The sequence below is a fragment of the Dietzia sp. ANT_WB102 genome (assembly GCF_008369165.1).
GTDB lineage: Bacteria > Actinomycetota > Actinomycetes > Mycobacteriales > Mycobacteriaceae > Dietzia.
The window spans coordinates 2,210,593-2,235,660 of the sequence record NZ_VOBA01000001.1; the positions used below are offsets into that span (position 1 = coordinate 2,210,593).

Here is a 25,068-nt window from a genome sequence, read left to right on the forward strand (position 1 = left end):
CCCCGCGGCATGCCTGTCAATTCGTGGTCGCCGAGCGACCGCATCACGTCAAGGAGGATCGCCATGACCGGTAAGGGACGCGCGGGACGGCTCGGTAAACGGATCGGCGAGATCGTCGCGACGGCTATCGACCACGAGATTAAGGATCCGCGGCTCGAATTCGTCACGATCACAGATTCGCGGATCACCGCGGACCTGCGGGTGGCGACCCTGTACTACACAGTCCGGGGCGAGACCCTCGAAGAGGAGCCCGACCTCGAGGCTGCGGAGGCGGCGCTGACCGCAGCCAGGGGCCGTCTGCGCACGATGGTGGGCAAGCAGACCGGCGTGAAGTTCACCCCGGAGCTGACCTTCGTATTGGACGCCGTGCCCGACGCGGCCCGCCACATGGAAGAGCTGCTCGCGAAGGCGCGAGCCATCGACGAGCAGGTGCGTCGCGCTGCTGAGGGAGCCCAACCGGCGGGCGACGAGGACCCCTACCGCAAGCCGGAGGAGGCGGGCCAGCCGGAGGACGACGAACGGTGACCATCCGGGTGGACGCCGCCGGCGCCGCGGACGTGTTGGCCCGCCACCGAGAGGTGACGGTGCTGTGCCACATCCGCCCGGACGCGGACGCACTGGGGAGCTCCTCCGGGCTCGCCCGCGCGCTGCGTGCGCGTGGCGTGACCGTCCACCACTCCTTCGACCCCGGCGTGGTACCTCAGACCCTGGGTATCATCCCGGGAACGGATCGCGTCGTTCCGCTCGCGGGAGTCCCCGCTCATGACGGTCTCGTAGTGACGCTGGACTGCGCGAGCCCGGACCGGGTGGGGCGCTGGGATCGTCTCGCCGACGCGGCCTCGGAAATCCTCGTCATCGACCACCACGGGTCCAATCCGGGATTCGGTTCCCACATGCTGCTCGACCCGGCAGCTGCGTCGACGGCGTCGCTCGTCCTGGACGTTCTCGAGGCTGGTGGATTCGACGTTGACGCCGAAACGGCGACGAGCCTTTACGCGGGGCTGGTCACTGACACCGGGTCGTTCCGGTGGGGCGGAACAGGCTCGCACGAGACCGCCCGGCGGCTTCTCTCCGCTGGCGCAGAGTCCACCGAGTTAACGTTCGCGTTGCTCGACGCGCACTCGTTCGCCTGGCTCCGCGTCCTCGGTGAACTATTGGCCACGGCGCGCCTCGACGTCGATGCGGTAGGCGGGCGCGGCTCGGTCTGGCTGGCGGTTCCGCACGAAGTGATCTTGGTCGCCGACGAGGACGATGTCGAGTCCCTGGTCTCACACCTCCGTGGTGTGCGAGAGGCGCGGGTGGCGGTGCTGTTGAAGGAATACCTCCCGGGCGAGTGGGCCGTCTCGCTTCGCTCGCGCGCCGGTGGAGCGGCCGCGGACGTGGTGGACGTTTCGGCTGTCGCGGCCGCACTGGGCGGCGGGGGGCACCCATCGGCTGCCGGCTGCACGATGCACGGTGATCTGGAATCCGTGAGTGCGAGGCTCCGTGAACTCCTCCGCTAGCACGACGGCCACCGGGCCCAAACCTGTGCTCGGAATCGGCGACGTCGGGCGCCGACTGTTGTCGATCGCTCTTCCGGTCCTCCCAGTGCTTGCCGCTGAGCCCGTCTACCTTCTGGTCGACGGGATCGTGGTGGGTCGCCAGGGGCCCGACGACCTCGCCGCGCTCGGCGTGGGCGCACTGGTGCTCCTCGTACTGGGCACCCAGATGAACTTCCTGTCCTACGGGACCACAGCACGGTCGGCCCGGTTACACGGTGCGGGCCGACGGGACGACGCCGTGGCCGAAGGGGTCCAGGCCACATGGATCGGGCTCGTCGTCGGTGCGCTGGTGGTCTCCGTCGTGCTGGCGCTGATCGGGCCGCTCACCCGAGTGCTCGCTGCGGATGCACAGGTGGCCGCCCGGGCGTCCGAATGGCTGAGGGTCGCCGTATGGGGGATCCCGTGCATACTCGTGGCTTCGGCGGGCCACGGGTGGATGCGGGGGGTCCTGCGACTCCGCACCCCGCTAGTCCTGGTCGGGGTCGGCGTCGGCGTGTCGATCATCGGATGCGTGGTCTTGGTCCCAGGACTCGGGCCGGCACCAACGCTCGGCTTGGTCGGGAGCGCATGGGCCAACCTCGCCGGGCAACTGCTCATGGCCGGGGGCTTCCTCGTGGCCCTCGTCCTCGAACGTCCGGGATCTCTGAGGCCACGCCGCGCCGTCATCGTCAGTCAACTCCGCATGGGCGTGGACTTGGTGATCCGTACGGCGTCGTTCCAGGTCACCTTCGCCGTCGCCACCACCGCGGCCGCCGCCGCCGGCGTGCACTCACTCGCGGCGCACCACCTGGCGCAGCAACTGTGGGCCCTTTACTCCCTCGTGCTGGACTCGGTCGCGATCGCGGCGCAATCCCTCGTCGGTGCGGCACTCGGAGCAGGGCTCGCCGCCCATGGCCGGGCGCTGGCACGTGCGGTAGTGGTGTGGTCACTGGGGCTGGGCGCGGCGCTCGCCCTGACAACGATGGTGTTCCGGACACCGGTGGCGGCACTACTGTCCGGTGACCCCGGGGTGGCCGACCGTCTGGTCGTGGCCCTGATCGGGATGGCCGTGGTGGTGATCCCGGCCGCGGTCGTGTTCGGTCTCGACGGCGTGCTCCTGGGCGCCGGCGATGCGGCTTACCTGCGCACGAGCACCGTGGTCGCGGCGCTGCTCGGCTTCCTGCCCGTGCTGCTCGCCACCCGGCATTTCGGGTGGGGCCTGGCAGGGATCTGGGCGGGCATGGGGGTTTTCGTCGGGCTGCGGTTGATCGCCGTGGCCGCCCGTGCCCGCGGCGACCGGTGGATGGTGCTGGGCGCGCAGACCCCGGACGCACGGGCACTTCGGGAGGCGGACGAATGATGGTGACGTCGAGGAATGCGCGACCGAGTCTGCGTGCGGTGTCCGACCTGCATGTGGGACACCGCGGAAACGGTCACGTGGTGGACGAGATCCACCCCACGCACCCCGGGGACTGGCTCATCGTGGCCGGTGACGTCGCTGAGAAGATCGACCAGGTTGTCAGTGCACTGGAGCGGTTGGCCGCACGCTTCGAACGGGTGATCTGGGCGCCCGGCAACCATGAGCTGTGGATCGGGCGCGACGACGAGGGTATGACGTCCACGACCAAGTACGACCGGCTGGTGGAGGCGTGCCGTGCCGTCGGCGTAGACACCCCGGAGGACGAGTACCCCCTGTGGACCGGACCCGGGGGACCGGCGTGGGTCGTCCCGATGTTCTTGTTCTACGACTACAGCTGGACGCCGGTCGCGGGCCAGTCGCGGGCGGAGGCGTTGGCCGGTGCGCGTCAGCGACGGGTCGTTGCCTCGGACGAGTTCCTCATCGATCCCGCCCCCTACGGCGATGCGGTCGCCTGGTGTCGGGAGCGGCTCGTGAGCACGACGACACGGCTGGCGCGCCTTGATCCCGCGCACCCGACAGTGCTCGTCAACCACTGGCCGCTGCTGCGGGATCCCACCAGGGTCCTGCACCACCCGGACTTCGCACTCTGGTGTGGCACCGACCAGACCGCTGACTGGCACCGCCGCTACCGCGCCACCGCCTGCGTGTATGGGCACCTGCACATCCCGAGAACGTCAATTCACGACGGGGTGCGGTTCGAAGAGGTCTCGCTCGGGTACCCCAGAGAGTGGAACCGGCGTGGACGGCCTGACCCGCTCACGCGTCAAATCCTCCCGACGGTGGCCGCACCCCAGGTCCGATGGGTCCGCGACGGCGGGGGCACGCCGAGGATCGCCCGGCCCGAAGACACAGGCCCCTATGTGGAGGACGAGCGGTGATCGGTGACCTGTTCCCCCCTGACGTGGTGGCGGTGACCGACGCCGAGCTGGGTCTGGACGACGCGTCGCTGGTGGCGTCTCTGTACCCGGTGGAGATCGAGCAAATCGGCGCCGCGGTCGAGCGGCGCAAGGTGGACTTCGCGGGGGCACGGGCGTGCGCCAGGGAGGCCATGACGAGACTCGGGGTCCCGGCCGGTCCGGTGCTACGCGGGGGGCGGGGTATGCCGGTGTGGCCGCCCGGCGTGGTGGGAACCCTGACGCACACCCACGGGTTGCGGGCCGCCGCACTTGCATCGGCAGGTCGCGTCCGGTCAATCGGGCTGGACGTCGAGCAGCACAAGCCGCTGGGTGCGGGCGTCCTCGAGGCCGTCTCTCTGCCCGAGGAGGCGGAGTGGGTGCGCGCCGCGCACGGCGAGGTGGCGTCCATCGCCTGGGATACCGTCCTGTTCACGGCGAAGGAGGCCACATACAAGGCGTGGTTCCCGCTCACCCACCGGTGGTTAGGGTTCGGTGACGCCCACATCACCCTGGTCGCCGACACCTACGACGACGGGGTGGCCCTAGGCACGGTGCGTTCCCGGATCCTCGTGGACGCGCACGCTGTGGACGGTGGGCCGGATCTGGTCGAGTTCTGGGGCCGCTGGGCCGTCTGGGACGGGTATGTGGCCTCGGCGATCGTGCTGCGACCCGCAGGGGCCGATAGCGTGGGACCGTGACGCAGCTCAGATCCGACTCCCGCCCCGCACCCGACCCCGGCCTGGTGGTCGTTGACAAGCCAGGGGGGATGAGTAGTCACGACGTCGTCTCACGACTCCGTCGCTACTTCGGCACCCGCAAGGTCGGCCATGCCGGAACGCTCGACCCCATGGCCACCGGGGTGCTCGTCGTGGGCATCGAACGGGCCACCAAGATGCTTGGGCTCCTGGCCCTGGAGACCAAATCCTATGAGGCAACCATCCGCCTCGGACAGGCCACCACCACAGACGACGCCGAGGGCGAGACGACCTCGGCCACGGACGCCTCCGTCGTGAGTGACGAGGCGATCGACGCGGCTGTCGCAGACCTCACCGGGGAGATCGACCAGGTGCCGTCCGCGGTCAGCGCCATCAAGGTGGATGGCAGGCGGGCCTACGACCGCGTGCGAGCGGGGGAGGAGGTCGAACTCCGTCCGCGGCGGGTCACCGTCTCCCGGTTCGACGTGCTCGAGCGGGTCCGCTCCGCGGAGGTGATCGACCTCGTCGTCGTCGTCGACTGTTCTACCGGCACCTATATCCGCGCACTCGCCCGAGATCTTGGCGCCGCCCTAGGCGTCGGGGGGCATCTCACGTCGCTGCGGCGCACCCACGTGGGACCGTTCGGCCTCGAGGTGGCACGGACCCTGGAGCACTTGGAGACGGAACCGACCCTGTCCCTGGACCTCGACACCGCTGCGCTGACGGCGTTCCCAAGACGCGACATCGACGCCGATGAGTCAGAGGGGCTGCGCCACGGTCGGTGGCTCGAGGCCCGCGGCGACACCGGAGTCGTCGCCGCCGTGGGCCCGGACGGCCGGGTCGCGGCGCTGGTGGAGGAATCAGGGCGGCGCGCCGCTCCGGTCGTGGTCATGCGGCCGGCGGGGCTGTGAACGCCGGGCGTAAGGTGGTCGCCGTGCAATTGTGGCGGACGTTCGACGAGATCGTTATCCCCGACGGCGGGACCTCCGTCGCGCTCGGCGTGTTCGACGGACTTCACCGTGGGCATCGGAGCCTGGTTGACCGCGCCGTCGCCCACGGTCGGCGCCTCGGCGCGAGTCCCGTCCTCGTGACCTTCGACCCCCACCCCGTCGAGGTCGTCAGGCCGGGCACCCACCCGTCCGTTCTCACCCCCCTGGAGCGTCGCGCAGAACTCGCTGGACAGTTCGGAGTGGACGCGGTGTTCGCGCTGCCGTTTGACCGCGAGATGGCCTCGTGGGAACCCGGCGAGTTCGTGAACCGGGTCCTCGTCCGTGGTCTGGACGCCCGCGCGGTCACAGTCGGGCGCAACTTCACGTTCGGGCGCCGTGCCGCAGGTACGTCCGAGACCATGCGCGAACTGAGCACCGCGAGGGGTATCACCTGCGAGGTCGTCGACCTTCTCGAATCAGGGGGGGAGACCGTGTCCTCCACCCGTATCCGTCGATTGCTGGCGGAGGCCGACGTAGCCGCCGCCGCCGAGGTCCTCGGCCGCCCCCACCGCGTATCCGGATTTGTTGTCCACGGCGCCGGACGTGGGGGCCGGGACCTGGGGTACCCGACCGCCAACCTCGACCTGGCCGACCACATCGCCGTACCGGCCGACGGGGTGTACGCCGGGTGGTTCACGGTACTCGACGACGGCCCCATCGACGGCTCGATCGTGGCCGGGCGTCGGTATCCCTGCGCGATCTCGGTCGGGACCAACCCGACGTTCGGGGACTCCGCCCGCAGCGTCGAAGCGTTCGTGCTGGACGAGACCGCGGACCTGTACGGACGACTGGCCGCCGTCGACTTCGTCGACCATGTCCGTGACATGGAGAAATTCTCCTCCGTTGACGAGTTGCTCGTGGCCATGGACAGGGACGTCACCACCACCCGGACCGTGCTGGGGACCTGAGCCGCGGATTGGGGCGGGGCCGGTCCGGCTGGTAATCTCGCTAGTCGGCTCTGCTGCGGTTCGCGGCGGCGGGGTCTTACATTTTTCGCGGACTGGAACAACCAGGAGTCACCAATGGCGTTGAGCACCGAAGAGAAGAAGGCCGTACTGGCCGAGTACGGGATCCACGAGACCGACACCGGCTCGCCCGAGGCCCAGATTGCCATGCTCACCAAGCGCATCCAGCAGCTCACCGAGCACCTCAAGACCCATCAGCACGACCACCACTCCCGTCGTGGCCTCTTGCTGATCGTCGGCCGCAGGCGCCGTCTGCTCAAGTACATCGCCAAGGTCGACATCGCCCGCTACCGCTCGCTGATCGAGCGGCTTGGCCTGCGTCGCTGACGTCGACGACGACCGCTTCTCCGACCCCCGCCCGGTTCTCCGGGCGGGGGTCGTTGCATCGCTAGGGGTGACACCCACGCGTGCCCCGGTGACCCGGACGGTTTTCCCTGATAGCCTGGCTGGAGCCGGTGCACACGTGCCGGGGTGGTCGACAGGTCCGATTGGCGGTCCTCGGTAGTGGCCGCCGGAGCCCGACGCCCGCAGCGGTAACCGCGGTGGGCAGACGCTCCGGCCGCTTCGATCGAAGACCGAAGTCGAACCGGGACCCCCTGGCGTGTCACCCGGCAGCCCCGGCGGGACGATTCCGCCGTGCGGCTCATGCACCCGACACGACAGGAAACACATGCCACAGATTACGGCCGTCGAGGTCGAAGACGGGGTCTTCGAGACCGTCGCGACCATCGACAACGGCGACTTCGGACGCCGCGAACTACGCTTCGAGACGGGCCGACTGGCCAAGCAGGCGGCCGGTTCGGTCGTCGCCTACCTCGACGACGACACAATGCTGCTCTCCGCCACCACGGCGGGTAAGCACCCCAAGGAGCACTTCGACTTCTTCCCTCTGACCGTAGACGTCGAGGAGCGGATGTACGCCGCGGGACGGATCCCCGGCTCGTTCTTCCGTCGTGAGGGACGTCCCAGCACGGACGCGATCCTCACCTGCCGGCTCATCGACCGGCCGCTCCGCCCCACCTTCGCGGACGGGGTCCGCAACGAGGTTCAGGTCGTGGTGACCGTCATGAGCCTCGATCCGAAGGACCTCTACGACGTGGTGGCCATCAACGCCGCCTCAGCGTCCACCCAACTGTCCGGGCTGCCATTCTCAGGCCCGGTCGGCGGAGTGCGGGTAGCGCTCATCCCGACAGCCGCCGATCCGGCGGGCCAGTGGGTGGCGTTCCCCACCGTCGAACAGCTCTCCGGGGCCGTCTTCGACATGGTCGTGGCGGGCCGCGTCGTGGGCTCCGGTGATTCGTCGGACGTAGCGATCATGATGGTCGAGGCCGAGGCTACTGACGACGTAATCGAGAAGATCGCCGGTGGCGCCCAGGCGCCCACCGAGGACATCGTGGCCCAGGGCATCGAGGCCGCCAAGCCGTTCATCGCCGAGTTGTGCGCCGCGCAGCAGGCGTTGGCCGACGCAGCCCCGGGCACCCCGCGGGAGTTCCCGCTCTTCCCGCCGTACCAGGAAGACGCGTTTGCAGCAGTCTCCGAGATCGCCGAGACCAAGCTCGGCGAGATCATGCAGATCGCCGATAAGCAGGACCGCGACATCGCGACCGACGAGCTCAAGGCGACCGTGCTGGAGCGACTCACCGAGCAGTTCTCCGACCGTCTCGGCGAAATCGGGGCCGCGTTCAAGTCGCTCACCAAGAAGATCGTGCGTCAGCGGATCCTCACCGATCACTTCCGTATCGACGGTCGTGGCACCCGCGACATTCGTGCCCTGTCGGCCGAGGTCGAGGTCGTCCCGCGCGCCCACGGTTCGGCACTCTTCGAGCGTGGCGAGACCCAGATCATGGGCGTCACCACTCTTGACATGGTCAAGATGGCGCAGCAGATCGATTCGCTCGGGCCCGAGACCAGCAAGCGCTACATGCACCACTACAACTTCCCGCCGTACTCCACGGGTGAGACTGGTCGAGTGGGGTCGCCCAAGCGCCGCGAGATCGGCCACGGAGCGCTCGCGGAGCGCGCCCTTATGCCGGTCCTGCCGAGCGTCGAGGATTTCCCCTATGCGATCCGCCAGGTCTCCGAGGCTCTCAGCTCCAACGGCTCGACCTCGATGGGCTCCGTCTGCGCGTCCACCCTCTCGCTGCTCAACGCCGGCGTGCCACTGAAGGCGCCTGTCGCGGGTATCGCAATGGGGCTGGTCTCGGACGAGGTCGACGGTGAGACCCGATACGTGGCGCTCACCGACATCCTTGGCGCCGAGGACGCGTTCGGCGATATGGACTTCAAGGTCGCCGGCACGGGCATGTTCATCACTGCGCTGCAGTTGGACACCAAGCTCGACGGCATCCCGTCCGAGGTCCTGGCCGGGGCACTGACGCAGGCACGCGAGGCGCGACTGACCATTCTTGACGTGATGGCCGAGGCGATCGACGAGCCCGACGAGCTCAGCCCGTTCGCTCCGCGCATCATCGCGATAAAGGTCCCCGTCGACAAGATCGGCGAGGTGATCGGGCCCAAGGGCAAGATGATCAACTCGATCACCGAGGAGACGGGTGCGTCCGTCTCGATCGAGGACGACGGCACCGTGTACATCGGCGCCACCGACGGCGACTCGGCCCAGGCCGCGATCGACAAGATCAATGCCATCGCCAACCCGCAGCTGCCCAAGGTTGGCGAGCGATTCCTCGGAACGGTCGTCAAGACCGCTCCGTTTGGCGCGTTCCTCTCGCTGCTGCCGGGCCGCGACGGCCTGGTCCACATTTCCAAGCTGGGCCAGGGCAAGCGCATCGGCAAGGTCGAGGACGTCGTCAACGTGGGCGACAAGATGCAGGTCGAGATCGCCGACATCGACAACCGGGGCAAGATCAGCCTCATTCCTGTGGACGAAGGCACCGACAGTGGCTCCGACCCGGACGCCGGGAACGACGACTGACACCCCGCCGGGCCGCCGTCCGCGGCACCGGCATCCATGAAGCACGCACCCCGCGCTCGGGGTGCGTGCTTCGTTTGTCGAGAGGATGGAGGGTCCGTGAAGTCATCGATCCGAGTGGACCGGTCGATCCCCGGTGTCCGTGTGGTGACCGAGAACCTGCCGTGGTGTCACACCGCGGCGGTCGGCGTTTGGATAGGGTTCGGTTCTGCGGACGAGGGACCCGGGGAGCACGGGGCCGCACACTTTCTCGAGCACGTGCTGTTCAAACGCACGACCAGCGCATCAGGCCGGGAGCTCTCCGAGCGGATAGATCTGCTCGGCGGCGACCTCAACGCCTACACGGGGCGCGAGCACACCTGCTACCACGTGCACGTGCCCGCAGAGGGGTGCGACACCGCAGTCGATGTGCTGGTGGACGTTGTCGCGAACGGGTCCTGCGACCCCGCTGACATCGAGATCGAACGGGACGTCGTCCTCGACGAGCTCGCCGGGCGGGCGGACGATCCCGAAGATCTCGCTTGTGAGCTGGTCACCACCACAGTCCTCGGTCGAGACCCGCTCGCCCGCCCGATCATCGGTACCGAGCATTCGGTCGAGGCACTGGATGCCGAGACCCTCCGGGCGTTCCACCGCCGTATTCTCGGCGCCGCCGACGTGGTTGTCGCCGCGGCCGGGCGGATCGACCACGACGCGCTCGTGCGCCGTATCGCCGGGGGACCGCTCGCCGCGGCGATCTCCCATCATCGCGCCGCGCGGGACCAATCTGATGTGGGAGCCGGCTCCGGCTCCACCGACACGGGCGTGCGGGAGTCGGGATGGTCGACGACGTCAGTCCTCACGGGTGAGGATGGAGACTCCGAGCAGGCGTTGATCGCCCTCGCCCGCAGAACCCCCGCGCGGGATCACCTCGATCGGGCAGCGGCCCAGGTCGGTACCGCGGTCCTCGGTGGCGGGCTGAGTTCACGGCTGTTCCAACGCATCCGCGAGGAGCTGGGTATGGCGTACACCGTCTATGCGGGTATGGATCAATTCCGATCGACCGGTCTGCTCACCGTCGTGGCGGGGTCTCCGGTTGACCGGGTGGATGCCCTGTGCAACGAGGTCGGCGAGGTGGTATCCGGAATGGTGGGATCGCCACCGGTCGCAGATGAGGTGGACCGGGCGATCGGCCACCTCACGGGCTCCATCAGGTTGGGTCTCGACGACCCGCTGTCTCGCATGACCCGGATCGGTCGGCACCTGCTGGACCGGGACACGGTGGTCCCGGTGGAGGAGTCGATGGCCAGACTCCGTCGGGTCACTCCCGGCGAGGTCGCCGCCTACTGGACGGGCGAGTCCGCGCCGTGGTGTCTGGCGGCGGTCGGGCCCGGGATGCCCGGCGGCGGCGCGGCTGAACTGCTCGGCCGCGTCGGCGGATAGGCTGGCCTGGCTCGATGATGACCACTGAGGAGATGATGACGGTGACGAAGGTCGGAGTGCTCGGTGCACGCGGCAAGGTCGGTACGGCGATCTGTGAGGCCGTCCGACACGCAGATGATCTCCAGCTCGTCGCCGAGGTGGACCAGGGCGATCCGCTGGACGCTCTCGTCGACTCCGGAGCCGAGGTGGTGGTCGATTTCACCCACCCGGACGTGGTGATGGACAACCTGCAGTACTGCGTGTCCAACGGGATCCACGCGGTCGTCGGGACCACCGGGTTCACAGAGGACCGTCTCGCGACGCTTCGTCAGTGGCTCGAGGACAGTCCCGGCACCGGTGTGCTCGTGGCACCGAACTTCGCCATCGGCGCCATCTTGATGATGCGGTTCGCGGCCCAGGCCGCCCGCTACTTCCCGTCAGCCGAGATCGTCGAACTGCACCATCCGAACAAGGCCGATGCGCCATCGGGGACCGCGCATCGCACCGCCACGATGATGTCGGAGGCCCGTGCGAAAGCCGGCCTCGGCCCCTCGCCCGACGCCACGTCCTCAGAACTCGACGGCGCCCGGGGCGCGGATGTTGACGGGATCCGCGTGCACTCGGTCCGCCTGACCGGCCTCGTCGCACACCAGGAGGTACTGCTCGGCACCCAGGGCGAGACCCTGACCATCCGGCACGACTCGCTGGATCGCTCCTCGTTCGCGCCCGGTGTCCTGCTGGGGGTCCGCTCGATCGCCGCGTCCCCGGGCCTGACAGTGGGGCTCGAGACCTTCATGGACGAGTAGGCACACGCTATGGACAGAATCATCAAGCCCCTCGTCATGACCGTGACCGCACTCGGCCTGATCGTGGCTTTTGGGTACCTGCTGTACCTCGGCTGGTCGATGACTACTGCGTCCGAATACCTGGCCGTCCGCGGTCTTGGGGTCGGAATTCTCCTGCTCACCGGCGTCGGTGCCTGGGCGACCTGGGCGATAGTCCGCAATGGCCTGGAACTACAGAAGATCTCTGCCGCCGCCGCCGCGGAGGGCATCGAACTAGACTTGGCCGGGTTGGAACAACGCCCCTCCGGTCGACTCCACCACGACGCGGCGGACGGACTGTTCGACCGGGTCAGCGCCGAATACCGGGCGTCCCCCGACGACTGGCGGACCAATTACCGGTTGGCACGGGCCTACGACCACGCCGGCGACCGCATCCGGGCTCGGGAGGTCATGAAGGCCGCCATCGGGCTGCGGGAGGCCGAACTCGCCTCGGGGGAGGGACCGCGATGAGTTCGGTTCTGGTGGTGCACCACGCCCCGTCGCCGCGCCTGCGCCGGATACTGGAGGCTCTCGTGACAGGCCTCGCACATCCCGATCTCGAGGGGATCGAAGTGGAGTCAGTTCCCGCGCTGGCCACCACCGATGACCACGTCCTGCGCGCTGACGGCTATGTTCTGCTCACCCCGGCCAACTTCGGATACATGTCCGGCGCGCTCAAGCATTTCTTCGATCGCACCTACTACACCTGTGAGGGGGCGGTTTCGGGCCGCCCCTACGCCCTGTGCGTGCACGGGGACAACGACACGGCCGGCGCGGTCAACTCGGTCGAGCGAATCGCCACCGGGTGGGGACTACAGGCCGTCGCCCCAGCCGTCCAGCTGACCGGTGAACCCGATCGCGAGGGTTTCGACACCGCCGCAGAGGTAGCGGCCACCGTCGGCGCACATCTGCTCGGCTGACCAGCCGAGCTCAACACCAAGAGGAGACCCACGATGTCCGAGCTCGTCCGGCGGCAAGTCCGCCTGGTCGCGCACACCGAGTTCATCCCCCCCGACGAGATCAAGTGGGAGACGGATGCGGAAGGTGGGTCCGCGCTGGCCGAGTTCGCGGGGAGAGCCTGTTACCAGAGCTGGGACAAGCCCAATCCACGCACCGCCACCAACGCCGGATATCTCCGACACATCCTCGAGGTGGGACACCTGTCGGTGTTCGAGCACGCGAGCGTCACCTTCTACATCACCGGAATCTCCCGTTCGTGCACGCACGAGCTGATTCGGCACCGTCACTTCTCCTATAGCCAGTTGTCCCAGCGTTTCGTCCCCGAGCACGACTCCAAGGTGGTGCCTCCTCCTGCGATCGCGGACGACCCCGAGCTCGTAGAGATCTTCCGCCGGGCGACCGACGCCTCCCGGGACGCCTATGCCGAGATGCTGGCCAAACTCGAGGACCGGTTCGCGGACGTCCCCAATCCCATGCTGCGGCACAAGCAGGCACGTCAGGCCGCCCGGTCCGTGCTTCCGAACGCCACAGAGACCCGGATCGTTGTGACGGGCAACTACCGGTCGTGGCGACACTTCATCGGCATGCGCGCCACCGAACATGCCGATACCGAGATCCGGGGATTGGCGATCGACGTCCTGCGCCGTCTGCAAGAGGCCGCGCCGGCAGTGTTCTCCGACTTCGAGATCGCCACACTTGAGGACGGGTCGGAGATCGCCGTCAGCCCCTACGTTCTCGAGGGATGACCGTGCACCCGGGGTCGGAATCGGGCTCTGCCCGCTACTGCGGGTAGTCTGGGAGACCATGACACACGTGACCACCCGGGGGCCTGTCGGCTGGGAGCTGTCGGCCGACAGCAGCCGGGCCCCTGCCGATGCAGGGCGCCCCGCGCCATTCGGCACAGTGGTCACGGCGATGGTAACCCCGTTCGGATCCGACGGACACGTTGATTTGAAGGCCGTCGCACGTGTCGCGCGACATCTCGTGGACTCGGGATGCGACGGTCTCGTCGTCTCGGGGACCACGGGGGAGTCGCCCACCACCACCGATGCGGAGAAGATCGCGGTCCTCGAGACCGTCCTTGCAGAGGTGGGTGACCGGGCGACCATCGTCGCTGGCGTCGGTACCTACGACACCGCGCACTCCGTACACGCAGCCCGGCAGGCCGCGGCCTCCGGAGCTCACGGGCTGCTCGTGGTGACGCCGTACTACTCCAAGCCCACCCAGGCGGGGCTCGACGCGCACTTCCGGACGATCGCAGACGCGACCGACCGGCCTGTGATGCTTTACGACATCCCGCCGCGGTCGGTGGTCCCCATCCAGGCGGACACGCTGATCGGTCTGGCCGCCCACCCGAACATCGTGGCGGTCAAGGACGCGAAGGGCGACTTCCACGACGCTGTCACCGTCATGTCCCACTGCGATCTCGCCTACTACTCGGGCGACGATCAGCTCAACCTCCCGTGGCTGGCCGTCGGTGCGACCGGGTTCGTCAGCGTGATCGGCCACGTGGCCGCGTCACGGCTCGTCGACTTACGGCAGGCCTTCCTCAGCGGCGACATCGAGACTGCACGACGTATCAACCTCGGACTCCTCCCGCTCTTCGACGCCCAGAGGGCGCTCGGGGGCGTGTCGATGTCCAAAGCAGCATTAGAACTTCTCGGGATCCCGGCCGGAGTGCCGCGACTCCCGCAGTTACCACCAACCGACGAGCAGCGAGACGCCCTTGCGGCGCTGCTGCACAGAGCAGGAGTCACCAGATGACGGAAAGTACTTCCACCGGCCGCGGACGCGGCCGCACCCGGCGTGCCGCCGGACGGCCCTCCGGAGAGCCAGCACCCACGACTGCGGTGCAGTTCACCGAGCCCACTCCGGTAGCCGATGCCTCCGTAACAGATGCGGGGCAGGGCCGATCCGAGCAGGCCAAGGCAAAACAGGACGCAGGCGAGAAAGACCGGAATCAGCAAGACAGCCGTCAGAAAGCTGGCCGCCAGGATGACAGCGGCCAAAAAGAGAGCGGCCCGAAAGAGAACACCCAGAAGGATTCGCCCAGGAGTGGATCGCGTGGCCGCGGCAGGGGTTCGTCCTCGGGTGCCAAGGCCGGATCATCCGCTGGCGATCAGAACGGCGGACACAACACTGGCGGCCAGAACGGCGGACGTAACCGAAGCGGCAGCGGCCGGGGCCGGGGCCGAGGACGTGGGGATAACTCGACTGCCGACTTTGGAGGCGTTAAAACCATGCAGGGCGGGGATATGACCGTTCGCATGGCGAGCCCCTCGAAGCCTCGCAAGGGCGCCATGCGGGTCGTCGCACTCGGCGGCATCTCCGAGATCGGCCGAAATATGACGGTCTTCGAGTACGACTCGAAACTGCTCATCGTGGACTGTGGCGTTCTGTTCCCCAGCTCGACCGAGCCCGGCGTGGATCTCATCCTCCCGGACTTCGGGCACATCGAGGATCGCCTTGACCAGGTCCAGGCGCTGGTGCTCACCCACGGGCACGAGGACCATATCGGCGCGATCCCGTTCCTGCTCAAGCTGCGGCCTGACATCCCGGTGATCGGTTCCAAGTTCACCCTCGCCCTCGTTGCCGCCAAGTGCCGGGAGCATCGCATCAAGCCGGTATTCCACGAGGTCGACGAATCGAGCATCAGCAACTTCGGTCCGTTCGATGTTCGCTATTTCGATGTCAACCATTCCATCCCCGAGTGTTTGGGAGTTGTAATCCGCGCCGGGGGCAACTCCGTGATGATGACCGGTGACATCAAGCTCGATCAGCTCCCCACGGACAAGCGCCCCACCGACCTTCCCAAGATGTCGCGGTTCGGTGACGAAGGGATCGACCTACTCCTGGCCGATTCGACGAATGCCACCACGCCGGGCATCAGTCCGTCGGAATCCGGCGTGCGGCCCGCCCTCCAGCGGCTCATCACCGACGCCCGACAGCTCGTGGTGGTCGCCTGCTTCGCCTCCAACGTGTACCGCGTCCAGTCCGTCGTCGATGCGGCGGCCGCTTGCGGCCGCAAGGTCGCACTGAACGGCAGGTCGATGCTTCGCAATATGGAGATCGCCCTCGAGCTGGGCCTGCTCACCGACCCGTCTCGGGTGATCGTGGACATGGACTCCGCGGCCAAGCTTCCGTCGGAAAAGCTCGTCGTGGTGACCACCGGCACCCAGGGCGAGTCCATGGCTGGACTGTCGCGCATGGCCCGGCGTGAGCACCGGCAGGTCAACCTCTCCGAGGGGGACACGGTGCTCTTCTCCTCATCACTCGTGCCAGGCAACGAGGAAGCGGTCTTCGGTGTGATGAACAGCCTGTCGCAGATGGGTGTCGAGGTCATCACCGGGCGTGAGGCGAACATCCACGTGTCGGGCCACGGTTACTCCGGCGAACTGCTGTTCATTTACAATGCCGTCCGGCCCAAGAACGCCATGCCAGTGCATGGTGAGTGGCGCCATCTGCGGGCAAATAAGGCTCTCGCAGTATCAACGGGAGTGCCCGAGGAGAATGTCGTCCTCGCGCAGAACGGCGTCGTCGTCGAGCTCGTCGACGGTAAGGCCACCGCAGTGGGCCAGATCCCCGTCGGCAACCTCTACGTCGATGGTCTCTCCACCGGCGACGTGGGCGACACAGTCCTCGCCGACCGGACCGCGTTGAGCGAGGACGGGTTTATCGTCGCCACGGTAGTGGTCGATCCACGCACCGGCCGTCCCGTGAGCAAGCCGCAAATCATCGGCAAGGGCTTCACAGACGAGCCTGGCGCACTCTCGCCTGTCGTCGAGCTCGTGGAAAATGCTCTGTGGGACCTCGCGGGGGAGGGTGAGACCGACCCGTACCGGATCGCCCAGGCCGTCCGCCGCACCGTTGGACGCTGGGTATCGGAGAAGTGGCGCCGCAAGCCGATGATCGTGCCCACCGTCATCACCTCCGCCGTAGCGCAGGTCTGAGTCCATTGAGCCCCCACCGTCCGACCCTCGCACAGCGGGAACGCAGCGCTTTGGTCGAGAGCATGCGCGCCACGGGGCCTGACGCCCCGACCCTGTGCGAGGGGTGGACGACCCGGGATCTGGCCGCCCATCTCGTCGTGCGTGAGTACCGCCCCGACGCGGCAGCAGGCGTGGTGATCCCGGCGCTGGCGGACCGAATGGAGCAGTTGCGGCTTCGCGAGGCCGAACGTCCTTGGGAGGATCTGCTCGATGCCATCTCCGGCGGCGCGCCCTGGTACTCACCCCTGCGATACGCGGATCGCATCGCCAACCTCGCCGAGTACCTCGTGCACCACGAAGACGTGCGCAGGGGGAGCCCGGGATGGGCACCCCGCGATTTCGACGTAGACGACCTGGAGCGGATCTGGTCACTGGCCACCACTGTGGCCAAGACCTTCCTGCGCAAGGTTCGTGCACGCGTCGATCTGCGTACCCCGTCTTACGTGGGGTCGACCAAGATCGCCTCGGTCTCGACGGGCGCGGCGCTCGCCCCGCTGGTCAGCATCACCGCCGATCCTGTCGAGCTCATGCTGTGGACGTTCGGGCGGGACGAGGTCAACATTGACATCTCAGGTGCACAGCGGGGGATCGACGCACTCGAGGCGGTCCCGCGGGGATTCTGAACCACCCCGACCGTGTGGCTGCTGTTACCTGTGTTGCCCGAGACGATAGAGTGACGATCATGGCATCCACCTCGAGCACGCGTTCAACCCGTGCCCCCGGCGGCCGACGACCGGCTCCGAAATCGGGAGCGCAGCGATCGACCCAATCCACCGGGCAGGCGTCGCGGGGTAGCGGATCGCGTCGCGGCGCCGTCGTCTCCACGCCCAAGAAGGGAACCCGAAGCGCTTCCCGTTCCTCAGCTCCGGCCCCGGAACGCACCTCGGGAGCGTTCGGTGCGGTAGGTCGCGGCCTCCGTGGAGGGTGGTCGGCTGTGGCCAAGGGAGTCGGCCACGGAGTGCGTGGCCTAGGAGGTGGAGCGGACGACGACAAGGTGGTTCCGCCACACCGCCGTGACGGTCTGGGACTGATCCTCATCGGCATGGCGATTGTGTTCGCCGGATCCGTGTGGTTCAGCGCCGCCGGACCAGTCGGGCAGTGGATCGAGACCGGCCTCAGGACGGTCGTCGGAACGCCCGGGGCGCTGCTGCCTCTCCTGCTTGGCGGGTGGGGCGTGCTCGTCATGGCCCGTGAACCGCGACCGGATGTGCACTCGCGCTGGATGGTCGGGACCACCGTCGCGGCGCTCGGCGTGCTCGGCCTATGGCACTTGGGCGCCGGGTCACCTACCGACCCCGAGGGTGTCCGCTCCGGCGCCGGAGTGCTCGGCAGAATCGTCGGGGGGACCCTCGAGGCGGGACTGTCGGTCTTTGTCGCCGGCCCCCTCCTGGTGTTGCTCGTGGCCTTCGGGATCCTGGTGATGGTGGGCCGGCCGGCCCGAGAGATCCCCGGCCTCGTCCGCGGATTCTTCGGTTGGGACGGCAGCGGGGCGATCGACGACCACGACTACCTCGACCCCGAGGATGCCTGGGACGTCGAGGCGACCACGGCCTACCCGATCGCGGAGACGACGGCGACGGCGGAGTCCGAAAGAGGCGCTAGTCGCCGCAATTCGCGACGTCGCGTCTCCACATGGTCCGATACCCCCACCGCCGGCGAGACCGTGGAGATGCCGCGCCCCTCGCGGACTCCTGCCGAACCGGAAGCGGCTCCGGATCCGGCCGATCTCCCACAGGCCGATCTCGCGCCGGGTCGGGCACGCCCGAAGAGCACTCCACGCAAGGCCGAGGTCCCCTCCGAGGGCAGCGGGGCGGAGCCGGACACCGAGTCTCCGGCGACCACGCCCTCCCGGGCGGCCACCGCCCCCGCGCGGGCAACCGCCACCACCTCGGTGGACACCGCCGCGGTTCCGCAGACCAACACTCCGTCAACCCACACCGCCGCGGAGAGCGACGCGGAGCGGCTCGATTCCCAGACGCAGTTGCTCAGCGGTGTGGACTACGCCCTGCCACCCGTGACCCTGCTCACGGCCGGCGACCCGCCTAAGGCGCGCAGCGAATCCAACGACCAGATGATCGAGGCCATCCAGGGCGTCCTCGAGCAGTTCAAGATTGACGCGGCCGTGACAGGATTCACCCGCGGTCCGACCGTGACCCGGTACGAGGTCGAACTGGGGCCCGGCGTAAAGGTCGAGAAGATCACCGCCCTGCACCGCAATATCGCGTACGCGGTCGCCACGGACAACGTGCGTCTGCTCGCACCGATCCCCGGCAAGTCTGCCGTCGGCATCGAGGTGCCGAACCTCGACCGCGAACTGGTGCGACTGGCCGACGTGCTGACCGACCCCAAGACCGCGAGTAAGCACAACCCGATGCTCATCGGGTTGGGCAAGGATATCGAGGGCGACTTCGTCACCGCAGACCTGGCCAAGATGCCGCACCTGCTGGTTGCCGGGTCGACCGGCTCGGGCAAGTCGAGCTTCGTCAACTCGATGCTGGTCTCCCTGCTCACGAGGGCGACTCCGGACGAGGTCCGCCTGATCCTCATCGACCCCAAGATGGTGGAACTCACGCCGTACGAGGGTATCCCGCACCTCATCACGCCGATCATCACGCAGCCAAAGAAGGCCGCGGCGGCGCTGGCGTGGCTCGTCGAGGAGATGGAGCAGCGTTACCAGGACATGAAGTCCACTCGCGTGCGTCACATCACCGACTTCAACGACCGTGTGAAGTCGGGTGTCATCACCACGCCACCCGGCAGTGAACGGGTCTACCGCCCGTACCCGTACATCGTCGCGGTGGTGGACGAGTTGGCGGACCTGATGATGACTGCACCGCGCGACATCGAAGATGCGATCGTTCGGATCACCCAGAAGGCGCGCGCTGCCGGCATCCACCTCGTCCTGGCCACGCAGCGCCCGTCGGTCGACGTGGTGACCGGTCTCATCAAGACCAATGTCCCGTCGCGTCTGGCGTTCGCAACCTCCTCGCTCACCGACTCCCGGGTCATCCTGGACCAGGCCGGGGCCGAGAAGCTCATCGGGATGGGAGACGGGCTGTTCATCCCGATGGGGGCCTCACGCCCAATCCGCATGCAAGGCGCCTTCATCACCGATGAGGAGATCCACGAGGTCGTCGATTACGCCAAGAACCAGGCCGAGCCCGAGTACGACGAGTCGATCACGGCGGACAAGGACGGCGGCAAGAAGGACATCGACGCCGACATCGGCGACGACCTCGACGACCTGCTCGCTGCCGTGGAGCTTGTGGTTTCCAGCCAGTTCGGTTCGACCTCGATGCTCCAGCGCAAGCTCCGCGTCGGCTTCGCTAAGGCCGGTCGACTCATGGACCTCATGGAATCGCGAGACATCGTGGGACCCTCCGAGGGCTCGAAGGCCCGCGACGTCCTGGTCAAGCCGGAGGAACTTCCCTCGGTGCTCTGGATGATCAAGGGCGGGACCCCGCCGGAAGAAGAGCCGGGCGACGATCCTGCGGAACTACAGACCCAGGCCGAGACTTCGGTGGGCTGACGGTCAGGAGAGGGCGCCGAAAACCGGAGACCATTCCCGGACCGTGATCTTTGAGACCATTCCGCGCAGACAGTGGGGGTCGTCGTTGACGAGCGATCGCGCGGCCTCGCGGTCGTCGGCTTCTACGAGTAGCAACGCCCCGGACCCGTCGACGAACGGTCCGACCGACCTGATGGAACCATCCTCGACACGGCGGACCAGCCACTCGCGGTGGGCGGGTTTGTTGGCCTCGCGCTGTACGGTCTGGGTGGCCTCGTAACGGTAGGTGACTGCGAAGAGCGGCATCGTTGTTCTCCCAGGGCGTCAGTGTTGGGGGTGCGTCGCAATCAAGGGTATTACCGCCCGCCTCGCTAAGGTGAGGGGGTGACTGCCTCCACGCGCGAAGACGGACGTCCCACCGACCAGGTCCCTGTACTCAACATCGCGAACATACTCACGGTGCTGCGGATACTGCTGGTGCCCGTCTTCGTGGTGCTGTTCTTCGTCGCCGATGCCCAGGAGCCGTGGTGGCGGGTAGGTGCATTCACCATCTTCGCGGTGGCGATGTTCACTGACTATGTCGACGGCTACTTGGCACGCAAGCTGGGTTTGGTGACGGATTTCGGAAAAATCGCCGACCCAATCGCTGATAAGGCGCTCATTTCCGCCGCCCTGATTTCGCTCTCCCTGGTGGGCGAGCTGTACTGGTGGATCACCGTGGTGATCCTGGTCCGCGAGGTGGGCATCACGCTGTGGCGATTGTTCGGCGTGGACTACGTGGTGGCCGCGAGCAGGGGCGGCAAGCTCAAGACTCTTACGCAGACGGTCGGCGCGGGGATGCTCATCCTCCCTCTGCCGCACTGGGTGTGGCCGGTGGAGTGGGTCGTGGTCGGGACGGCCGTCGTGCTCACCGTCTACACGGGAATCGACTATCTGGCCAAGGCACGTCAGGCCGCTCGCACCGGAGCTTGATCACTGTGGCCTCCTACGACCTGCCGTCGCCACAGGCACTCGCCGCCGTCACCGCGCTGCGAAATCGCGGGTGGACCATCGCCACCGCCGAATCCCTCACCGCCGGGCTGCTCGCGGCGACGATCGCCGATGTCCCGGGAGCGAGCGCCGTCCTGCGTGGCGGATTGATTGTCTACTCCACGCATCTCAAACACGATCTCGCAGGCGTGCCGTCTAAGGTCCTCGAGCGGCACGGGGCTGTGTCCGCGGAGACTGCCCGCGCGTTGGCGCTGGGGGCGGCACAGCGTTGCGACGCCGACGTAGGTGTGGGCCTGACGGGCGTGGCGGGACCGGAGCCACAGGAGGGCAGGCCGGTGGGGACCGTTCACGTGGGCTTGTCGGTGCCCGGCCGGGAACCGTGGTCAGTGACACTGTCGTTGGCCGGCGACCGTAGCCGAGTCCGCCACTCGGCGTGTGATGCGGCGTTGCAGCTCATCGTCGCGTCGGCGACTGGGGAGGGGACTCGATGACGACGACGGGAACGAATCCGGGAGGCGATGCGTTGTACGGGATGATGCCGAACATCCAGATGACCACCCTGCCCAGACCGGACCAGCCCGGCGGTGCCCCGCTGCTGCGCGAGACGCTCGGGACCGTCCTGCGCGGACTGCGCGGGGAATCCGGTCGGACCCTGCGGGACGTAGCTGACGCCGCCCGTGTGAGTCCCGGGTACCTCTCGGAGATTGAGCGTGGTCGCAAGGAGGCCTCAAGTGAGTTGCTCGCGTCGATCTCGGGAGCGCTCGATGTCTCGCTTGGGGAGATCCTCATCCGCGCGGCGCTCGAGGTCTCCCCGCCCGGCACGTTCACCGAACCGGTTCTCGCGGCCTGACCATGCAGCATCACGCCCGGTGGTGGTACACGGGCGTTGTTCGGTACCGTTGAACAGACCCGTCGTCCGAATCGGCAGAAGGACACTACGCAGCGATGGCCAATCCGTTTACGAAGGCATGGCGCTACCTCATGGCGTTGTTCGATTCGAAGATCGACGAGAAAGCTGATCCCAAGGTCCAGATCCAGCAGGCGATCGCCGACGCTCAGCGCCAGCACCAGCAGCTCTCGCAACAGGCAGCCGCGGTCATCGGTAACCAGCGCCAGCTGGAGATGAAGCTCAACCGACAACTCGCGGAGATCGAGAAGCTTCAGGGCTCAACCCGCCAGGCGCTGCAGATGTCGGAGCAGGCACGCCAGAACGGCGACGCCGCGAAGGCCACAGAATACGAGAACGCCGCCGAGGCGTTCGCGGCCCAGCTCGTCACCGCCGAGCAGAGCGTGGAGGACCTCAAGGGTCTGCACGATCAGTCACTCCAGGCCGCAGCCCAGGCGAAGAAGGCCGTCGAGCAGAACGCGATGGTCCTCCAGCAGCGGGTGGCCGAGCGCACCAAGCTACTCAGCCAGCTGGAGCAGGCCAAGATGCAGGAGCAGGTCAGCGCCTCCCTGCAGTCGATGTCGGAGCTGTCCTCGGGCGGGAACACCCCGAGCTTGGATCAGGTCCGCGACAAGATCGAACGGCGTTACGCCAACGCACTCGGCTCGGCGGAGCTCGCCCAGAACTCCGTGCAGGGTCGGATGGTCGAGGTAGAGCAGGCGTCCACGCAGATGGCCGGCCACAGCCGCCTGGAGCAGATTCGTGCATCGATGCAGGCCGAGGGCGGGCAGCTTGGGTCCGGCGCTGGTAACGCCGGGCAGCTCGGCCAGGGTCAGGGCCAGCCGCAGTCGGCCCCGTCGACGCAGCAGCAGGCACAGACCGAACAGCAGTGATTTCGCAGCCACGGGCCGTCGGCGACCACGCCGGCGGCCCGTCGTCATCGGCGGGGGAGGGTAAGACGTGACTCTGACCGAATTCCGCGCACGCACCGCGGAGGCGTTCGGTGACCTCCGCGCCGACCACCTGATCAGGTCGCATCATCTCGCGGAGTGCGGCGGGCGAACCGCGCACGAGGCCATCGATGCGGGCTTGTCTGTCAAGCAGGTCTGGTTGGCTCTGTGCGTCGAATTCGACGTGCCCGAACAACTGCGCTAACCAAAGGTGTGCAGCGTGTCGGTCGACTTCGAACACCCGTTCGCCTACACTCGGTGCCATGTGATGGCGTGGCGAACCGTCCACAGGAAGCGCTCCCTCCACAGGGAAACGGTCACTGGGCCCGGGAAAAGCTTTCGTGTCGTACCCGGCCCGTAACGTCCGCAACTGAATCACCACCCAGACCGATCGGCCTGACGCCGGGGGTCGCGCACGAACGGAGAGCACCATGGCACCCAAGACCACTACCAAGTCAGGGACCAAGACGGGCGTGGCCCAGAACCGCGAGCAGGCGCTGGAACTGGCGTTGGCACAGATTGACAAGGCTTACGGCAAGGGTTCAGTCATGCGGCTGGGTGACGACAACCGGCCGCCGGTCCAGGTCATCCCCACTGGAGCGCTGTCGCTGGATGTGGCTCTGGGCGTGGGCGGGTTCCCCCGTGGGCGTGTCGTGGAGGTCTACGGCCCGGAGTCATCGGGTAAGACCACAGTCGCGCTGCACGCTGTGGCCAACGCCCAGGCGGCTGGCGGGATCGCGGCGTTCATCGACGCGGAGCACGCCCTGGATCCCGAATACGCGGGCAAACTCGGTGTGGACACGGATAATCTCATCGTCTCGCAGCCGGACACGGGTGAGCAGGCGCTGGAGATCGCGGACATGCTGGTCCGGTCCGGGTCGATCGACATCCTGGTCATCGACTCCGTGGCAGCGCTTGTGCCACGCGCTGAGATCGAAGGCGAGATGGGCGACAGTCACGTCGGCCTGCAGGCGCGTCTCATGAGCCAGGCCTTGCGCAAGATGACCGGCGCACTGCACAACACCGGAACCACTGCGATCTTCATCAACCAGCTGCGCGAGAAGATCGGCGTGATGTTCGGTTCGCCGGAGACCACCACCGGCGGTAAGGCACTGAAATTCTACGCGTCGGTACGTCTGGACGTGCGCCGTATCGAAACCCTCAAGGACGGTGCCGATGCGGTCGGTAACCGCACCAAGGTGAAGGTGGTCAAGAACAAGGTGGCCCCCCCGTTCAAGATCGCGGAGTTCGACATCCTCTACGGCGAGGGGATCAGCCGCGAGGGTTCGCTTATCGACATGGGTGTGGACAATGGCTTCATCAAGAAGTCGGGTTCCTGGTTCACCTACGGGCAGGACCAGCTGGGACAGGGCAAGGAGAACGCCCGCCGGTACCTCAAGGAGAACCCATCGGTGCGGGACGAGATCGAGCGCAAGATCCTTGACAAACTCAAGATCGGCGCCGGGGCGGAAATTGCCGAGATTGAGGCGGAGTCCGACGAGGACGCGCCGATCGACGTGGTGCCCGTCGAGTTCTGATGACGGAACGGTTCGCCCGCGTGGCACGCAGCGGCGGTGAGCTCGACGCCGAAGAGCTCCGTACGGCGATCGCCGCGGTCGAGGCCCGCCCATCCAGTTCTTCGGACTTGCCGCCACTTGCACCCGAGGCGCACGAAGCTGCGGCAACCGCCCTCCGGTTACTGCGTTATCGGCCGCGCAGTGAGCACGAACTACGGGAGCGATTGCTCGACAAGGAGCATCCTCAGGACGCGGTCGACGAGGCGCTGGACCGGGTCCGGGCGTGGGGTCTGGTGGACGATGCGGACTTCGCCGAAGAATGGGTCCGCGGTCGCCGGAAACGCCGCGGTCGCTCGCGCGGCGCCCTAGAGCGGGAACTGCGGAACAAGGGTGTGGCAGAGGTGTATATCGCCCGAGCGGTCGGCGAGATTGACGAGTCCGACGACCGCCAGCAGGCTGCCGAACTCGTGCGCGGGCGATTGGACCGCCGGCCCGTCAGAGGGCTTTCCGAGCCGGAAGTACATGGCGAGCGGCGCCGGCTTGTCGCGTTTCTGGCCCGGCGGGGTTATCCGACGGGGTTGGCGGTGAAAGTCGTGGACACCGAATTGGCGGCCCACGCTTCGCCCTGA

Annotated in this window: 26 protein-coding genes; 25 read left to right on the forward strand and 1 reads right to left on the reverse strand. The window is 67.5% G+C overall.

Features of this window, described 5'->3' with window-relative positions; genetic code table 11:
• Positions 1–63: 63 nt before the first annotated feature.
• From rbfA to FQ137_RS10250, 18 genes are all read left to right on the forward strand, one after another.
• Positions 64–525, forward strand: coding sequence for a 30S ribosome-binding factor RbfA (gene rbfA / locus FQ137_RS10165; RefSeq protein WP_149292276.1), 462 nt, complete (start codon positions 64–66; stop codon positions 523–525).
• On the forward strand, positions 522–1,502 hold the full coding sequence (locus FQ137_RS10170) for a bifunctional oligoribonuclease/PAP phosphatase NrnA (protein WP_149292277.1): 981 nt from the start codon (positions 522–524) through the stop codon (positions 1,500–1,502). Before rbfA ends, FQ137_RS10170 begins: the two co-directional genes overlap by 4 nt.
• On the forward strand, positions 1,486–2,880 hold the full coding sequence (locus FQ137_RS10175; RefSeq protein WP_255583956.1) for an MATE family efflux transporter: 1,395 nt from the start codon (positions 1,486–1,488) through the stop codon (positions 2,878–2,880). The genes FQ137_RS10170 and FQ137_RS10175 overlap by 17 nt, the downstream gene beginning before the upstream one ends.
• Entirely contained in the window at positions 2,877–3,818 is a 942-nt protein-coding gene (locus FQ137_RS10180; RefSeq protein WP_370452352.1) for a metallophosphoesterase, read from the forward strand. The genes FQ137_RS10175 and FQ137_RS10180 overlap by 4 nt, the downstream gene beginning before the upstream one ends.
• Complete coding sequence (locus FQ137_RS10185) at positions 3,815–4,534, forward strand: 4'-phosphopantetheinyl transferase (protein WP_188064892.1); 720 nt, start codon at positions 3,815–3,817, stop codon at positions 4,532–4,534. The genes FQ137_RS10180 and FQ137_RS10185 overlap by 4 nt, the downstream gene beginning before the upstream one ends.
• Positions 4,531–5,442, forward strand: a complete 912-nt coding sequence (gene truB, locus FQ137_RS10190; protein ID WP_149292279.1) for a tRNA pseudouridine(55) synthase TruB — start codon at positions 4,531–4,533, stop codon at positions 5,440–5,442. The genes FQ137_RS10185 and truB overlap by 4 nt, the downstream gene beginning before the upstream one ends.
• Positions 5,443–5,465: 23 nt before the next feature.
• Entirely contained in the window at positions 5,466–6,428 is a 963-nt protein-coding gene (locus FQ137_RS10195; protein ID WP_255583957.1) for a bifunctional riboflavin kinase/FAD synthetase, read from the forward strand.
• A 114-nt stretch (positions 6,429–6,542) separates the two neighbouring features.
• Positions 6,543–6,812 (forward strand): 30S ribosomal protein S15, encoded by a 270-nt coding sequence (gene rpsO, locus FQ137_RS10200; RefSeq protein WP_149292281.1) that lies wholly within the window; start codon positions 6,543–6,545, stop codon positions 6,810–6,812.
• A 343-nt stretch (positions 6,813–7,155) separates the two neighbouring features.
• A complete protein-coding gene (locus FQ137_RS10205) occupies positions 7,156–9,417 on the forward strand; it encodes a polyribonucleotide nucleotidyltransferase (RefSeq protein WP_149292282.1) in 2,262 nt (753 codons plus the stop codon).
• 96 nt (positions 9,418–9,513) lie between these two features.
• The gene (locus FQ137_RS10210) at positions 9,514–10,836 is read left to right on the forward strand and encodes a pitrilysin family protein (protein WP_149292283.1); all 1,323 of its coding nucleotides are present in this window, start codon (positions 9,514–9,516) and stop codon (positions 10,834–10,836) included.
• 35 nt (positions 10,837–10,871) lie between these two features.
• A complete protein-coding gene (gene dapB, locus FQ137_RS10215) occupies positions 10,872–11,621 on the forward strand; it encodes a 4-hydroxy-tetrahydrodipicolinate reductase (RefSeq protein ID WP_149292780.1) in 750 nt (249 codons plus the stop codon).
• Positions 11,622–11,630: 9 nt separating this feature from the next.
• Positions 11,631–12,110 carry a hypothetical protein gene (locus FQ137_RS10220; RefSeq protein ID WP_149292284.1) on the forward strand — a complete coding sequence of 160 codons (480 nt, stop codon included), beginning with the start codon at positions 11,631–11,633 and terminating at the stop codon, positions 12,108–12,110.
• Positions 12,107–12,559 carry a flavodoxin family protein gene (locus FQ137_RS10225; RefSeq protein ID WP_149292285.1) on the forward strand — a complete coding sequence of 151 codons (453 nt, stop codon included), beginning with the start codon at positions 12,107–12,109 and terminating at the stop codon, positions 12,557–12,559. Before FQ137_RS10220 ends, FQ137_RS10225 begins: the two co-directional genes overlap by 4 nt.
• Before the next feature lie 33 nt (positions 12,560–12,592).
• A complete protein-coding gene (gene thyX, locus FQ137_RS10230) occupies positions 12,593–13,345 on the forward strand; it encodes an FAD-dependent thymidylate synthase (RefSeq protein ID WP_149292286.1) in 753 nt (250 codons plus the stop codon).
• 58 nt (positions 13,346–13,403) lie between these two features.
• Positions 13,404–14,363, forward strand: coding sequence for a 4-hydroxy-tetrahydrodipicolinate synthase (gene dapA, locus FQ137_RS10235; protein WP_188064894.1), 960 nt, complete (start codon positions 13,404–13,406; stop codon positions 14,361–14,363).
• Positions 14,360–16,549 carry a ribonuclease J gene (locus FQ137_RS10240; protein ID WP_149292287.1) on the forward strand — a complete coding sequence of 730 codons (2,190 nt, stop codon included), beginning with the start codon at positions 14,360–14,362 and terminating at the stop codon, positions 16,547–16,549. The genes dapA and FQ137_RS10240 overlap by 4 nt, the downstream gene beginning before the upstream one ends.
• Before the next feature lie 5 nt (positions 16,550–16,554).
• Entirely contained in the window at positions 16,555–17,211 is a 657-nt protein-coding gene (locus FQ137_RS10245) for a TIGR03085 family metal-binding protein (protein ID WP_149292288.1), read from the forward strand.
• Positions 17,212–17,270: 59 nt separating this feature from the next.
• Positions 17,271–20,117, forward strand: coding sequence for a DNA translocase FtsK 4TM domain-containing protein (locus FQ137_RS10250; RefSeq protein WP_370452354.1), 2,847 nt, complete (start codon positions 17,271–17,273; stop codon positions 20,115–20,117).
• Positions 20,118–20,120: 3 nt separating this feature from the next.
• Here FQ137_RS10250 and FQ137_RS10255 read toward each other — a convergent pair whose 3' ends face one another.
• Positions 20,121–20,402 carry a YciI family protein gene (locus FQ137_RS10255; RefSeq protein ID WP_149292290.1) on the reverse strand — a complete coding sequence of 94 codons (282 nt, stop codon included), beginning with the start codon at positions 20,400–20,402 and terminating at the stop codon, positions 20,121–20,123.
• Positions 20,403–20,480: 78 nt separating this feature from the next.
• Between FQ137_RS10255 and pgsA the strand changes: the two genes are divergently transcribed.
• The 7 genes from pgsA (at position 20,481) to FQ137_RS10290 (ending at position 25,068) form a co-directional block, all read left to right on the forward strand.
• Positions 20,481–21,068, forward strand: coding sequence for a CDP-diacylglycerol--glycerol-3-phosphate 3-phosphatidyltransferase (gene pgsA / locus FQ137_RS10260; RefSeq protein ID WP_149292291.1), 588 nt, complete (start codon positions 20,481–20,483; stop codon positions 21,066–21,068).
• 5 nt (positions 21,069–21,073) lie between these two features.
• On the forward strand, positions 21,074–21,577 hold the full coding sequence (locus FQ137_RS10265) for a nicotinamide-nucleotide amidohydrolase family protein (protein WP_149292292.1): 504 nt from the start codon (positions 21,074–21,076) through the stop codon (positions 21,575–21,577).
• A gap of 44 nt (positions 21,578–21,621) precedes the next feature.
• Entirely contained in the window at positions 21,622–21,936 is a 315-nt protein-coding gene (locus FQ137_RS10270; RefSeq protein ID WP_067717740.1) for a helix-turn-helix domain-containing protein, read from the forward strand.
• 95 nt (positions 21,937–22,031) lie between these two features.
• Positions 22,032–22,865 carry a PspA/IM30 family protein gene (locus FQ137_RS10275; RefSeq protein WP_149292293.1) on the forward strand — a complete coding sequence of 278 codons (834 nt, stop codon included), beginning with the start codon at positions 22,032–22,034 and terminating at the stop codon, positions 22,863–22,865.
• 67 nt (positions 22,866–22,932) lie between these two features.
• Positions 22,933–23,127 (forward strand): DUF3046 domain-containing protein, encoded by a 195-nt coding sequence (locus FQ137_RS10280; RefSeq protein WP_149292294.1) that lies wholly within the window; start codon positions 22,933–22,935, stop codon positions 23,125–23,127.
• Positions 23,128–23,353: 226 nt separating this feature from the next.
• Positions 23,354–24,460: a recombinase RecA gene (recA, locus tag FQ137_RS10285; protein ID WP_149292295.1), complete on the forward strand. Its 1,107-nt coding sequence runs from the start codon at positions 23,354–23,356 to the stop codon at positions 24,458–24,460.
• A complete protein-coding gene (locus FQ137_RS10290) occupies positions 24,460–25,068 on the forward strand; it encodes a regulatory protein RecX (protein WP_149292296.1) in 609 nt (202 codons plus the stop codon). The genes recA and FQ137_RS10290 overlap by 1 nt, the downstream gene beginning before the upstream one ends.

What these genes read in the sequence shown, in the direction of transcription:
- thyX (WP_149292286.1), top strand. Translation starts at nt 12,593, where the DNA reads ATGTCCGAGCTCGTCCGGCGGCAAGTCCGCCTGGTCGCGCACACCGAG.
- FQ137_RS10250 (WP_370452354.1), top strand. Translation starts at nt 17,271, where the DNA reads ATGGCATCCACCTCGAGCACGCGTTCAACCCGTGCCCCCGGCGGCCGA.
- FQ137_RS10255 (WP_149292290.1), bottom strand. Translation starts at nt 20,402, where the DNA reads ATGCCGCTCTTCGCAGTCACCTACCGTTACGAGGCCACCCAGACCGTA.
- dapA (WP_188064894.1), top strand. Translation starts at nt 13,404, where the DNA reads ATGACACACGTGACCACCCGGGGGCCTGTCGGCTGGGAGCTGTCGGCC.
- FQ137_RS10290 (WP_149292296.1), top strand. Translation starts at nt 24,460, where the DNA reads ATGACGGAACGGTTCGCCCGCGTGGCACGCAGCGGCGGTGAGCTCGAC.
- rbfA (WP_149292276.1), top strand. Translation starts at nt 64, where the DNA reads ATGACCGGTAAGGGACGCGCGGGACGGCTCGGTAAACGGATCGGCGAG.
- FQ137_RS10240 (WP_149292287.1), top strand. Translation starts at nt 14,360, where the DNA reads ATGACGGAAAGTACTTCCACCGGCCGCGGACGCGGCCGCACCCGGCGT.
- FQ137_RS10180 (WP_370452352.1), top strand. Translation starts at nt 2,877, where the DNA reads ATGATGGTGACGTCGAGGAATGCGCGACCGAGTCTGCGTGCGGTGTCC.
- FQ137_RS10220 (WP_149292284.1), top strand. Translation starts at nt 11,631, where the DNA reads ATGGACAGAATCATCAAGCCCCTCGTCATGACCGTGACCGCACTCGGC.
- dapB (WP_149292780.1), top strand. Translation starts at nt 10,872, where the DNA reads ATGACGGTGACGAAGGTCGGAGTGCTCGGTGCACGCGGCAAGGTCGGT.
- recA (WP_149292295.1), top strand. Translation starts at nt 23,354, where the DNA reads ATGGCACCCAAGACCACTACCAAGTCAGGGACCAAGACGGGCGTGGCC.
- rpsO (WP_149292281.1), top strand. Translation starts at nt 6,543, where the DNA reads ATGGCGTTGAGCACCGAAGAGAAGAAGGCCGTACTGGCCGAGTACGGG.
- FQ137_RS10270 (WP_067717740.1), top strand. Translation starts at nt 21,622, where the DNA reads ATGCCGAACATCCAGATGACCACCCTGCCCAGACCGGACCAGCCCGGC.
- FQ137_RS10205 (WP_149292282.1), top strand. Translation starts at nt 7,156, where the DNA reads ATGCCACAGATTACGGCCGTCGAGGTCGAAGACGGGGTCTTCGAGACC.
- FQ137_RS10275 (WP_149292293.1), top strand. Translation starts at nt 22,032, where the DNA reads ATGGCCAATCCGTTTACGAAGGCATGGCGCTACCTCATGGCGTTGTTC.
- FQ137_RS10225 (WP_149292285.1), top strand. Translation starts at nt 12,107, where the DNA reads ATGAGTTCGGTTCTGGTGGTGCACCACGCCCCGTCGCCGCGCCTGCGC.